General features: G+C 68.5%; 12 protein-coding genes. 5 read left to right on the forward strand and 7 right to left on the reverse strand.

From position 1 onward, the window contains the following. Positions 1-2 precede the first annotated feature (2 nt). Genes egtD through AB2M62_RS18890 form a run of 3 tightly spaced genes read right to left on the reverse strand, consistent with a single transcriptional unit; the run spans position 3 to position 3,049 of the window. Positions 3-980 carry an L-histidine N(alpha)-methyltransferase gene (gene egtD / locus AB2M62_RS18880; protein WP_404336309.1) on the reverse strand — a complete coding sequence of 326 codons (978 nt, stop codon included), beginning with the start codon at positions 978-980 and terminating at the stop codon, positions 3-5. A 1-nt stretch (position 981) separates the two neighbouring features. Beyond that, a complete protein-coding gene (locus tag AB2M62_RS18885) occupies positions 982-2,415 on the reverse strand; it encodes an ergothioneine biosynthesis protein EgtB (protein WP_404336311.1) in 1,434 nt (477 codons plus the stop codon). Positions 2,416-2,467: 52 nt separating this feature from the next. Next, positions 2,468-3,049 (reverse strand): cob(I)yrinic acid a,c-diamide adenosyltransferase, encoded by a 582-nt coding sequence (locus AB2M62_RS18890; RefSeq protein ID WP_404336313.1) that lies wholly within the window; start codon positions 3,047-3,049, stop codon positions 2,468-2,470. Positions 3,050-3,090: 41 nt separating this feature from the next. On the opposite strand from AB2M62_RS18890, the gene AB2M62_RS18895 reads away from it, so the two are divergent. Beyond that, the gene (locus tag AB2M62_RS18895; protein ID WP_404336315.1) at positions 3,091-3,990 is read left to right on the forward strand and encodes a hypothetical protein; all 900 of its coding nucleotides are present in this window, start codon (positions 3,091-3,093) and stop codon (positions 3,988-3,990) included. Here the strand turns inward: AB2M62_RS18895 and AB2M62_RS18900 are convergent. The 3 genes from AB2M62_RS18900 to gluQRS are packed head-to-tail and all read right to left on the reverse strand — an operon-like array spanning position 3,987 to position 5,771. Continuing rightward, complete coding sequence (locus AB2M62_RS18900; protein WP_404336316.1) at positions 3,987-4,655, reverse strand: TIGR02466 family protein; 669 nt, start codon at positions 4,653-4,655, stop codon at positions 3,987-3,989. The two genes, AB2M62_RS18895 and AB2M62_RS18900, sit on opposite strands and share 4 nt — an antisense overlap. Positions 4,656-4,685: 30 nt before the next feature. Next, positions 4,686-4,913, reverse strand: coding sequence for a twin transmembrane helix small protein (locus tag AB2M62_RS18905; protein ID WP_404336318.1), 228 nt, complete (start codon positions 4,911-4,913; stop codon positions 4,686-4,688). 9 nt (positions 4,914-4,922) lie between these two features. Then, a complete protein-coding gene (gene gluQRS, locus AB2M62_RS18910) occupies positions 4,923-5,771 on the reverse strand; it encodes a tRNA glutamyl-Q(34) synthetase GluQRS (RefSeq protein WP_404336320.1) in 849 nt (282 codons plus the stop codon). Positions 5,772-5,869: 98 nt separating this feature from the next. On the opposite strand from gluQRS, the gene AB2M62_RS18915 reads away from it, so the two are divergent. The 4 genes from AB2M62_RS18915 (at position 5,870) to AB2M62_RS18930 (ending at position 10,733) form a co-directional block, all read left to right on the forward strand. Continuing rightward, positions 5,870-6,436: an HNH endonuclease gene (locus tag AB2M62_RS18915; protein WP_404336322.1), complete on the forward strand. Its 567-nt coding sequence runs from the start codon at positions 5,870-5,872 to the stop codon at positions 6,434-6,436. 225 nt (positions 6,437-6,661) lie between these two features. Further along, positions 6,662-8,734, forward strand: a complete 2,073-nt coding sequence (locus AB2M62_RS18920) for a transglycosylase domain-containing protein (protein WP_404340031.1) — start codon at positions 6,662-6,664, stop codon at positions 8,732-8,734. A gap of 44 nt (positions 8,735-8,778) precedes the next feature. Next, positions 8,779-9,780: a threonine aldolase family protein gene (locus AB2M62_RS18925; protein ID WP_404336324.1), complete on the forward strand. Its 1,002-nt coding sequence runs from the start codon at positions 8,779-8,781 to the stop codon at positions 9,778-9,780. Between the two features lie 38 nt (positions 9,781-9,818). Beyond that, a complete protein-coding gene (locus AB2M62_RS18930; RefSeq protein ID WP_404336326.1) occupies positions 9,819-10,733 on the forward strand; it encodes a DMT family transporter in 915 nt (304 codons plus the stop codon). Here AB2M62_RS18930 and AB2M62_RS18935 read toward each other — a convergent pair. After that, entirely contained in the window at positions 10,643-11,482 is an 840-nt protein-coding gene (locus tag AB2M62_RS18935) for an NAD(P)-dependent oxidoreductase (protein WP_404336328.1), read from the reverse strand. The genes AB2M62_RS18930 and AB2M62_RS18935 overlap by 91 nt on opposite strands. Between the last annotated feature and the right edge of the window lie 16 nt (positions 11,483-11,498).

The raw sequence follows: 11,498 nt of genomic DNA on the forward strand, positions 1-11,498 counted from the left end.
CGTCAGGGCGCCATCCGGATCGGCTGCGCCTCGCACAGCATTAGCCCGAACCAGCCCTGCGGATCGGTCCATTCCGAAATCGGCGTCCAGCCCCCGGCGCGCAGCAGCATACGGCCGCCATTGGGGCCATATTTATGGCTGTTCTCGGTGTGGATCGTCTCGCCTGCCGCCATCGAGAAATCGCGCCCATCGACGCTGAAGGCGACGTCGCGCTGCGCCTCGAGATGCATTTCGACCCGCGTTGCATTGGCGTTCCAGATCGCACGGTGGCGGAAGGCGTCGATTGGGATCGTGCCCGCCAGCTCGCGGTTGATCCGCTCGAGCAGGTTCAAGTTGAACGCCGCGGTGACGCCTTGGGCATCGTCATAGGCGGGGATGAGAATGTCGGTCGACTTGACCCGGTCCATCCCGATCAACAGCCTCGCGCCCTCGCCGAGCCACTGCCGCATCGCGCGCAGCAGATCGACCGCGTGATAGGCCGTCATGTTGCCGATCGTCGAGCCGGGGAAGAAGCCGAGCTTGGGCAGATCGGCGACCATCTCGGGCAGCGGCATCGGACGGAGGAAATCGGCCTCGACCGGGTGCACCGGCAGCCCCGGAAATGCCTCGGCCAGCCCGCGCGCCGATTCGCGCAGGAAATCGCCCGAAATGTCGATCGGCACATAGGCGGCGGGATTGATCGCGCGCAGCAGGATCGGCGTCTTGGTTGACGAGCCGGATCCGAATTCGACCACCGCCGCGTTGGGCGCGGCGAGCGCACCAAGCTGTGGGCCAACCTGCATCAGCAGCGCCGTCTCGGTGCGGGTCGGATAATATTCGGGCAGGGCTGTGATCGCTTCGAACAGCTCCGAGCCGCGACGATCGTAGAACCAGCGCGCGGGGATCGCGCGCGGCCGGCGGGCCAGCCCGTCGAGGACGTCGGCGCGAAAAAACGGATCGGCCAGCGAGGTCTGGCCGTCTTCGATCTCTTGCTTGAGCATGTTACAGATCCTTCGCCAGACGCACGCCGGTGAACTGCCAGCGCTGGTGGGGATAGAAGAAGTTGCGATAGCTTGCGCGCATATGCCCGCGCGGCGTGGCACAGCTGCCGCCGCGCAGGATGAACTGCCCGCTCATGAACTTGCCATTATATTCGCCGACGGCGCCTTCGGCGGTGCGGAAGCTGGGATAGGGGCGATAGGCGCTTCCGGTCCATTCCCAGACATCGCCGAAAAAGGCCGGACCTCCCGATGACGGGCGTGGCTCGACCGCCCCGGCCGCATCGAGCTGGTTGCCGCTATCGGGATCATAGGCCGAAGCCGCGGCTTCCCATTCGAATTCGGTTGGCAGCCGCGCCCCGGCCCAGCTTGCATAGGCATCGGCCTCGAAGAAGCTGATATGCGTGACCGGCGCGGCGGGATCGATCAGGCAGCGGCCGTCGAGCCCGAAGCGCGTCCAGCCGCCGTCTTCCTGACGCCAGTATAACGGGGCCTCGATCGCCTCGGCCTTCACCCACGCCCAGCCGTCTGACAGCCAATGCCGCGGATCGCGATAGCCGCCATCGGCAAGAAACGCGGCCCATTCGCCATTGGTAACCGTTCGGTTGGCAATCGCATGCGGCGTCAACAGCGCCGCATGTCGCGGTCCTTCGCAGTCGAAGGCGAAGTCGTCGCCGGCACCGGCCGGTGCGTCGGTTGACACCGATTGACACGAAATGCGGTTCGGATCGGTTGACAGAGTTGACGCAAGACGCGGCGTTTGGGCGCTGCTGCCTGCCGGCGTCTCGGTTGACACGGGTTGACACCAAAGCGCGGCTTTTGCCGGCTCGGTCGACACGCCTCCGCCGAGGCGATGGCCGATCGGGACGATCCCGCCGGCGTGCGCAAGCCAACCAATTGGTTGGGGCATTTCCACCGGGACCTTCGGCGCACCCTGCCAGAGCGCGGGCTCGAGCGGATTGACCGAGAAATGATGAAGGATGTCGGTGAGGAGGAGTTCCTGGTGCTGCTCCTCATGGTTGCAGCCGAGCAGGACGAGCGCCCGCACGTCCTCCGAAAGGTCGGGCATCGCCTCGACCAGCGCGGCGTCGACATGCGCGCGATAGGCCAGCACTTCGGCAAGGCTCGGGCGCGACAACATGCCGCGGCGCGGACGGGCGTGGCGCGCGCCTTCGGCTTCGTAATAGCTGTTGAACAGGAACGGCCAGCGTTCGTCGTGCAGCCGATAGCCAACCACATGGTTGCGCAGCACGAAGGTTTCGAAAAACCAGGTGGTGTGCGCGAGATGCCATTTGGCGGGCGACGCGTCGTCCATCGACTGGATCGTCGCATCGGCATCAGACAAATTGGCCACGAGCGCGACGCTGAGAGCTCGAACGCGTCCGAAGCGCGCCGCGAGCGGACAGTAAGCTGGGGCCGGACCAGTTTCTGTTCGCATTATGTTCTTTTACCCGCAAGAGGGGGCAGTCGTCAAGCCTGATCGCTACAGATTAGCGCGACGCCCCCGGAACCCACAAAACGTCTCCGATACGCAAATGGTTCACAGCGCGCGCTGCGACGAAGAGCAGGTCCGACAAGCGATTGAGATAGGCCAGGGCATGCGGATTGAAGTTGGCACCGTCCGCGGCGGCAACTGCGGCACGCTCGGCGCGGCGAACGATCGCGCGGGCGAGATGGACCGCGGCGGCGGCGGGATCGCCGGCCGGCAGGATGAAGCTGGTGAGCGGCGCAAGATCGGCATTAAGCGCGTCGAGCGTGTCTTCGAGCCAGGTCACTTGGCCCGGCGCGATGCGCAGCGCACCTTCGATCGCGGGCGGGGTGGCGAGATCGGCACCGAGATCGAACAAGTCGTTCTGGATCCGCGACAGCGCTGCGCCGAGATCGACCGGCAGGCGCGCGACGGCCGACGATTGGCCGATCGCGCCGATCGCGACGCCGATCGCGGAATTGGCTTCGTCGACATCGCCGATCGCTGCCATCCGCGGATCGGCCTTGGAGACGCGCGATCCGTCGACCAGTCCGGTGGTGCCAGCGTCGCCAGTGCGGGTGTAGATCTTGTTGAGCTTGACCATGGCGCCAGACTAGGACGCGCAGGGGGCTGGGGGAAGATCGAATGCAGCAGGCCGCGCCGCGTGCGCCGAATCATTTCGTCGCGCCGACGCAGGGCGCCGGCGGGCGGATGCTCCAGCGGATCGCCAATTGCGCACGCGTGCGAGCCCTTCGCCGCGCGCTTTTGGCGCACGTGCCGTTTCCGGTGCTCGCGAGCGACGTGCGGGACGTCGTGTACGCCCATTGGCGCATTCCCGCGGCGCGTGCCGCGGCGCTGGTGTCACCGGGGATCGCGCTGGTCCAGCAGGACGGCTGGACGGTGCTGACCGTGCTCACCTATCGCCATGGCCATTTCGGCCCGGCGCTGGCCGGACCGCTACGTCGGCTGTTCCCCTCGCCCCTGCAGAGCAACTGGCGGCTGTATGTCGACTCCGCCGCAAGCGCAGTGCCGGTGGCGCCGGGCACGGTGCTGTTCCTCCGCAATGTCTTTGACAACGCGCTCTACGCGCTCGGCACGCGGCTGTTCAGCGACGCGTTGCCATCCCATCTGGCGGGAAGCTTCCGGCACGACCGAATGGCGGATGGCTGGGAGATACGAATTGCGGGGCCGGGCAGCGCGCCGGAACTGCGGCTCACGGTGCACGAGGATGCGCCGCGCGTGCTGCCACCCGACTTTGCCGCGTTGTTCGGAAGCTGGGATGCCGCAGTGCGGACATTGTCGCTCCAGGATGCGGCGGTCGTGGCGGTGGAGGATGCGGCGCGGCTTGCCGAGGCGCGGATCAGCCTGCCGATCGACCGGGAGACGATCGCGCCGCTGGCGACGGGGCGGTTCGACGCGGGCGGACTGCTGGCGGAGCTTGGGGCCACGGCACCGCCCTTCTGCTTCCGGGTGCCCGCAGTGCACTTCCGCGTCTTGTCGGAACGACTGCTGCCCGGCCAAGTGCCCGATATCGGTGGCGCCTAGCCGCGCACGTCGATGTTCATCGCGACCGAGATGCGCTCGCCCGCGCCGGCGTGGGGCCGGACGCCGTGGCGCAGCCAGGCGGGGAACAGCACGAGGTCGCCCGCCTGGGTCGGCCAGCGGCGCTCGTTGACTTGCGGCTGGCCGTCGATGCCGAGCATGCGGAAGCCGGGCATGCGCATCAGCGGCACTGGGAAGCGCGGATCCTCGAAGAACAATTCGCCCCCGGCATCGTCGCCTGAGGGCGGCGTTCCCATATCAACATAATAGACTGCGGCCCACAGCACCCCGGGATGGGCATGGCTCATGTTGAGCGCGCCGGGCGGGGAGATATTCGCCCACATCTTCACCTCCCAATTGAGCGAACGCGCGTCGCGCCCGTCGAAATGGCTCATCCGGATCGCGGTCTTGACTGCGAAGTCGGCGAGCTTGGCGGCGGCCGGGCCGCCCCAATCGAGCATGTCGGTCGCCGAATGCCAGCCGCCGACATTCGAGCGGGCCAGGCTGTCGGCGGCATCGCGGCGGGCGCGGATCGCCTGGGCGAGTTGCGCGGTGAGCGTCTCGCCGCCGGTGAGCCGGCCGTGCAGGATCGGCGTCTCGAACAGCCCGATCTGGGCCGCCTGCATCCGGATCGCGTCGAACGCGCCGGGCGTCGCGGGGGTGGTCATCTCAGGCGCGTAGGAGGGAGGCGCGCGGGCTCACGACTTGCCCGAGAGCATCAGCAGGATGATCGCGATGATCGCGATCGCCACGGCCTGGAGCAGGATTCGCTGCTGCATCAGCTTGTTTGACTTGAGCGCGCGCTCGCTCGGGCCTTCGCCTTCCAAATCGGCGCGGGTGGTGCCGGCCATGTTCACCAGCCCGCGGATCAGGACGACGAGGACCGCGAGGATCGCGGCGACGAGCAGGAGGGCGAGGAACCACATGGCGCTTTTCTACGCCTGCGCGGCGGCGAAGCCAATGGGCAGTTGTCCTGCGCGCAACTGCTCGGCGAGCGCGGCGCCGTCCTCGCCGGCGCGGCGCAGCGCTTCGAGCGTCGGCGCGCCGTGGCGTTTGGCGAGACGCGTGCCGTCGGGGCCGGTGAGCAGCGCGTGATGGCGATATTCGGGGGTGGGTAAGTCGAGCAGCGCCTGGAGCAGGCGATGGACATGGGTCGCTTCGAACAAGTCGATGCCGCGGACGACGTGGGTGATGCCCTGCGCCGCGTCGTCTACCGTGACGGCGAGGTGATAGGAGGCGGGCGCATCCTTGCGCGCGAGGACGACGTCGCCCTGGGCGGCGGGGTCGGCGCGGACCCAGCCGGCGAAGGCATCGTGCCAGGACAGGTCTTCCCCCGAACCGATCTCGAGCGCCTTGGCCATATCGAGCCGCCAGCAATGCGGCCTGCTCAGATCGGGCGCCTCGAGGGCGCGGCAGGTGCCCGGGTAAAGCGCGCCCTCGGGCCCGTGCGGGGCGGCGAGGCTGGCGGCGATATCGGCGCGGGTGCAGAAGCACGGATAGAGCAGGCCCATGCCGCGCAGCCGGTCGAGCGCGGCATCGTAGAGCGCCAGGCGCTGCGACTGGAAACTGACTTCGCCGTCCCAGACAAGGCCCAGCCATTGCAGGTCGGCGCGGATCGCCGCGACATGTTCGGGGCGGCTGCGGGTGCCGTCGATATCCTCGATCCGCAGGGTGAAGCGGCCGCCGGCAGAGCGCGCAAAATCATGCGCCTGGAGCGCCGAAAAGGCATGGCCGAGATGGAGGCGGCCGGTGGGGCTGGGGGCGAAACGGGTGTGGACAACCATCAAACCGGCCCTTGACCGCGAGTCGCGGCATATGCTGTCATGCGCTCGTCACTTGTTCCGTCCAGGAAATGGGTGCCACCAATTCGGCGAGGGAGCGCATGTATCATCCCGATCTGATCCGCCATCCGGACAGCTGCCCCGCGCTGGTCCTCAATGCCGATTATACGCCGCTGAGCTATTATCCGCTGAGCGTGTGGCCCTGGCAGACGGCGATCAAGGCCTTGTTCCTCGAGCGGGTCGACGTGGTCTCCTATTACGAACGCGAAGTGCGAAGTCCCAGCGCGAGGCTGAAGCTTCCTTCGGTCATCGCGCTCAAACAATATGTCAAACCTTCGAACTTCCCGGCCTTCACCCGCTTCAACCTGTTCCTTCGCGACAAGTTCGCCTGCCAATATTGCGGCTCGCTGCGCGATCTGACCTTCGACCATGTCATTCCCCGCGCCCAGGGCGGGCGCACTACCTGGGAAAATGTCGCCACTGCCTGCGCGCCGTGCAACCTCAAAAAGGGCGGGCGCACGCCGAAACAGGCGGCGATGCCGCTCCATGTCGAGCCGATCCGCCCGACCAGCTGGCAGCTTCAGGACCATGGCCGCCGCTTCCCGCCCAACCATCTCCACGAAACCTGGCACGACTGGCTCTATTGGGACGTCGAGCTCGAGGCGTGAAGCGTCCGTAGCCGCCCGGATTGCAAGGCTACGCGTATTATCCTAATAATACACTATGGCGTATTGCTTTCCCCCGCGTCCGGCGCGCGATAAGGAGCGCTGATGGCGCGCGAGCCCGGTTCCCCAGATTCCCGCTTTCCGCTGCGACGGCCCGCTGTCTCCGATGACGAGGCGCGCCCGGTCGCGCGTGGCGAATTGCGAACCGAGCGTACGCCGACGATCGAGATGCCGGAACCGCGGCGCGGGCTGCCCCTGGGGGACGGGCGCGCGTTCACCGCGCCGCCGCCTGCCCCGCCGCCTCCGCCCCCGGCAGAGCCAGAGGACGCGGCGCCCGACTATACGACCAACGTCCCCGCGCTCCGCAAGCGGCGCAATTACTGGCGCTGGGCGAGCCGCGGCGTCGCGCTGCTGCTGCTGCTGTTCATCGCCGCGGTGGCGTGGCTGGCGCTGACCGCGCCGCTGTCGAAGTCGCTCCAGCCGCCGGCGCCGCCCTCGATCACCTTGCTCGCCGCCGACGGGACGCCGATCGCGCGGCGCGGCGCGGTGATCGGCGCGCCGGTCGACGTCACCAAGCTGCCGGCGCATGTTCGCGACGCGTTCGTGGCGATCGAGGACCGGCGCTTCTATGGCCATTGGGGTGTCGATCCGCGCGGGGTGCTGCGCGCGGCGTGGCACAATGCGACCTCGAGCGGCACCTCGCAGGGCGGCAGCACGATCACCCAGCAGCTCGCCAAGAATGCCTTTCTGACGATGGACCGGACGGCGACGCGCAAGTTCCAGGAAGTGCTGATCGCCTTCTGGCTGGAGGCGTGGCTGAGCAAGGACGAGATCCTCTCGCGCTACCTCTCGAACGTCTATTTCGGCGACAATGTCTATGGCCTGCGCGCGGCGTCGCGGCACTATTTCAGCGTCGAGCCCGAGAACATGACGATCAGCCAGGCGACGCTGCTGGCGGGGCTGGTCAAGGCGCCGTCGCGGCTGGCGCCGACCGACAACCTCGCCGGCGCGCGGGCACGGCAGAAGCTGGTGATCGGCGCGATGGTCGATGCCGGCTTCCTGACCGAAGCCGAAGCGGCGCAGGTACGGCCGGGCACGCTCAACGTCAGCAAAAGCAAGGCGCTGCCCAACGGCACCTATTTTGCAGACTGGGTGCTGCCCCAGGCGCGCGACCGGGCGGGCGGCGTGGCGACCGAGCAGCAGGTCCGCACGACGCTTGACGCGCGGCTGCAGACTGCGGCCGAGCGAGTGGTGAAGAGCGCCGGGCTCGGGCGGAGCCAGGTCGCGCTGGTGGCGATGCGGCCCGACGGCCGCGTGGTCGCGATGGTCGGCGGGCGCAACTATGGCGACAGCCCGTTCAACCGGGCCACCCAGGCGCGGCGCCAGCCGGGATCGACCTTCAAGCTGTTCGTCTATCTCGCCGCGCTGCGCAGCGGGATGACCCCGGACAGCATGATCGACGACGCACCGGTGACGATCGGCGACTGGAAGCCGTCGAACAGCGATGGGCGCTATGCCGGGCGGATCACGCTGCGCCAGGCCTTCGCCAAATCGAGCAACGTCGCCGCGGCGCGGCTGACGCACCAGCTCGGCGTTCCGGCCGTGACGCGTGCCGCGCGCGACCTGGGCATTTCCACCCCGATCGGCAACGACGCCTCGATCGCGCTCGGCACTTCGACGGTGTCGCTGCTCGAGCTCACCGCCGCCTATGCCGCGGTCGCCAACGGCACCTATCCGGTGCGCCCGAGCGGGCTGAGCGACGACGATTCGGCCGATGACTGGCTCGCCAAGCGGCTGGGCGGGGCGACGCGGTTCGGCGGCGGCGAGCTCGACGCGCTGCGTTCGCTGCTCGGCACCGTGGTCGAATCGGGCACGGGACGCGGCGCAGCGCTGCCGATCCCGACCTTTGGCAAGACGGGCACGACGCAGGATGCGCGCGACGCGCTGTTCGTCGGCTTTGCCGGCGATCTCGTCGTCGGGGTGTGGATCGGCAACGACGACAATTCGCCGATCCCGGGAGCCTCGGGCGGCGGGCTGCCGGCGCGGATCTGGCGCGATTTCATGGTCCGCGCGCTCGGGCTGACGCTGCCGCCGCCGCCACCGGTGGTCGAAGACGAAGTCGATAACGGCACGCCGATCGACGACGTGCTCGACGGGATCGGCCAGCTGATCGAAGGCACGCCGATCGAGACCCAAGTCGATGACGGCCGCCGCCGTGGCGACGAACCCCCGCCCGGCGAGGACGAGGACGAGCCTTATCGCGACGGGCCGCCGCCGCGTCGCCAGCGTTCAGGCGAATAGCGCGCCTCGGTTGACCTTGCGGCCCGGCGTCCGCAAGGGGAGCCATGCGTTTCTTCTCGGACAATGCCGCCCCGGTCTGCCCCGAAGTGCTCGCGGCACTGGGCGCGGTGAACCATCTCGATACCGCCTATGACGGCGACCAATGGTCGCAGCAGCTCGATGGGCGCTTCTCCGACCTGTTCGGCACGCAGGTCCGTGCGCTGTGGGTGCCCTCGGGCACGTCGGCGAATGCGCTGGCGCTGGCCGCGCTGTGCCCACCCCATGGCAGCGTGGTCTGCCATCGCGACGCGCACATCCAGAACGACGAGTGCGGCGCGCCCGAATTCTACACCCATGGCGCGAAGCTGCTGCTCGCCGACGGGGACGGCGCCAAGCTGACCCCCGAAACCCTGCGCGGCGCGGTCGCCAACATCCGCAACGACGTCCACCAGGTCCAGCCGCACGCAGTGTCGATCACCAACGCCACCGAATATGGCCTGGTCTATACGCCGCAGGAAGTCGCGGCGATCGGCGTGATTGCGCGGGAGCGCGAACTCGGGCTCCACATGGATGGGGCGCGCTTCGCCAACGCCGTCGCGCATCTCGATTGCCATCCGGGCGACGTCACCTGGCGTGCGGGCGTCGACGTGCTCAGCTTCGGCTTCGTCAAGAATGGCGGGATGAGCGCCGAGGCGCTGATCTTCTTCAAGCCCGAGCTCGCCGCTGCGACGCTCTATCGCCGCAAGCGCGCCGGGCTACTGCTTTCCAAGGGGCGCTATCTCGCGGCGCAGCTGCTCGCGATGCTCGATGGCGACCTCTGGCTGCGCAACGCGCGCGCTGCCAATGCCGGGGCACGGCTGCTCGCCGAGGCGGCGCCCAACCGCTTGGTGTACCCCGTCCAGGCGAATGAAGTGTTCCTCAAGGCGCGTCCGGACGAGGCCGCTCGCCTGCGCGCGCTCGGCTTCGACTTTTACGATTGGGCGCCCGGCGAGGTCCGGCTGGTAACCTCCTGGGATCAGAGCGAGGCGGCGATCCGGCCACTCGCGGAGGCGATCGCGGCACTGTGAGGCGGATTACGGCGATACCAGGCGGCGAGGAGCCACCGGTGGAGCGCGTATCGCCGCGCTCGGCCCGGCTCGACATCCTCATTCCCTTTGCGATCGTAACGCTGATCTGGGGCTCGACCTGGCTGGTGATCCGCGACCAGCTCACCGTGGTGCCGGCGAGCTGGTCGGTGAGCTATCGCTTCGCCATTGCCGGCGTCGTGATGCTGATCTGGGCATTGCTGCGCGGCGACGGGCTCAAGCTCGACGCGCGCGGCTGGGGCTTCGCGGCGTGTCTCGGGCTGGCGCAGTTCGTGTTCAACTTCAACTTCGTATACCGCGCCGAGGCGCACATTACGTCCGGCGTGGTCGCCGTAGTCTATGCGCTGCTGCTCGTGCCCAATGCGCTGCTCGCCCGCGCCTTTCTTGGCCAGCGCATGGGCGCGCAATTGCTGCTGGGTTCCGCCGTCGCGATGGCCGGCGTGGCGCTGCTCTTCGTCCATGAGGCGCGGCTGAGTTCGGCGGGGCCAGACGAAGTGGTTTTGGGCATCGGGCTGGCGCTGGCCGGCGTGCTCTCGGCCTCGATCGCCAATGTGATGCAGGCGACGCAGACCGCCAAGGCCTATCCGATGGCGACGATGCTCGGCTGGGCAATGCTGATCGGCGCGGGTTCCGACGCAGCCTTTGCGCTGGCGACCGTGGGCGCGCCGGTCTTCGAGACGCGGCCGGGCTATATCCTCGGCACGTTGTATCTCGGCGTGCTCGGATCGGCGCTGACCTTCAGCATCTATTTCCGGCTGATCCGCGCGATCGGCCCGGCCAAGGCGGCCTATACCAGCGTGCTGATCCCGGTGATCGCGATGCTGCTCTCGACGATCTTCGAGGGTTACCGCTGGTCGTGGCTGGCCGGCGCGGGCGCTGTGCTGGCGCTGGCCGGGTTGGTGATCGCGCTCAAGGCACGCAGGCCCAATCGATAATCGGCGAAGCGCGGGCGCCAGCCCAGCACTCGCTTCGCCTTGCCGTTGGCGATGCGGCGGCGCTCCGCATAAAAGGCGCGCGCCTGCGGGCTGAGTTGCGCTTCGGCGAGCGGCACTAGCGGCGGGATCGGCAGGCCGAGCAGCGTGCACGCATAAGCGAGGACATCGCTTTGCGGCGCTGGACGATCGTCGGCGAGATTATACGCGCCCGCTGGGGCGTCGAAGCCGGCGATCACGCCTTCGACGATGTCGTCGACGTGGATGCGGCTGAAAAAATGGCCGGGCGCGTCGATGCGGACCGCCTGGCCAGACGCGACGCGATCGAGCGGGGAGCGGCCGGGACCGTAGATGCCGGGCAGACGGAAGACGCGGGCGCCGAGCGCGAGCCAGGCGGCGTCGGCGACGGCGCGCGCGCTGCGGCGGCCCGCGCCGACCGGCGCGCTCTCGTCGGCCCAGGCGCCGGCGGTGTCACCATAGACGCCGGTCGAGGAGAGATAGCCGAGCCAGGCGGGGCTGGCGGCGAGGGCAGGGGCGTAGGCGGCGAGAACCGGATCCGCTTCGCCGGGGGGCACGCTGGAGAGGATATGCGTCGCGTGGGCGATTTCGAAGGCGGTGCGATCGGCGTCGGCAAAGCCATGGGTGCCGTTGCGCCCATCCCGGGTGACTGCGGCGATGCGCCAGCCGCGCGGAGCGAGCCGTTCCGCCAGGCGGCTGGTGGTGTAACCGAGGCCGAAGATCAGCAGACGCATGGCGCGGCCCGCCCGT

This window comes from Sphingomonas sp. MMS12-HWE2-04 (assembly GCF_044881185.1).
Taxonomy (GTDB): domain Bacteria; phylum Pseudomonadota; class Alphaproteobacteria; order Sphingomonadales; family Sphingomonadaceae; genus Sphingomonas.

Excerpts from the sequence above, each read along its gene's own strand:
- AB2M62_RS18885 (WP_404336311.1), bottom strand. The coding sequence starts at position 2,415 with ATGCGAACAGAAACTGGTCCGGCCCCAGCTTACTGTCCGCTCGCGGCG.
- AB2M62_RS18915 (WP_404336322.1), top strand. The coding sequence starts at position 5,870 with ATGTATCATCCCGATCTGATCCGCCATCCGGACAGCTGCCCCGCGCTG.
- AB2M62_RS18920 (WP_404340031.1), top strand. The coding sequence starts at position 6,662 with ATGCCGGAACCGCGGCGCGGGCTGCCCCTGGGGGACGGGCGCGCGTTC.
- AB2M62_RS18900 (WP_404336316.1), bottom strand. The coding sequence starts at position 4,655 with ATGACCACCCCCGCGACGCCCGGCGCGTTCGACGCGATCCGGATGCAG.
- AB2M62_RS18925 (WP_404336324.1), top strand. The coding sequence starts at position 8,779 with ATGCGTTTCTTCTCGGACAATGCCGCCCCGGTCTGCCCCGAAGTGCTC.
- AB2M62_RS18895 (WP_404336315.1), top strand. The coding sequence starts at position 3,091 with ATGCAGCAGGCCGCGCCGCGTGCGCCGAATCATTTCGTCGCGCCGACG.
- AB2M62_RS18935 (WP_404336328.1), bottom strand. The coding sequence starts at position 11,482 with ATGCGTCTGCTGATCTTCGGCCTCGGTTACACCACCAGCCGCCTGGCG.
- AB2M62_RS18905 (WP_404336318.1), bottom strand. The coding sequence starts at position 4,913 with ATGTGGTTCCTCGCCCTCCTGCTCGTCGCCGCGATCCTCGCGGTCCTC.
- AB2M62_RS18890 (WP_404336313.1), bottom strand. The coding sequence starts at position 3,049 with ATGGTCAAGCTCAACAAGATCTACACCCGCACTGGCGACGCTGGCACC.
- egtD (WP_404336309.1), bottom strand. The coding sequence starts at position 980 with ATGCTCAAGCAAGAGATCGAAGACGGCCAGACCTCGCTGGCCGATCCG.
- gluQRS (WP_404336320.1), bottom strand. The coding sequence starts at position 5,771 with ATGGTTGTCCACACCCGTTTCGCCCCCAGCCCCACCGGCCGCCTCCAT.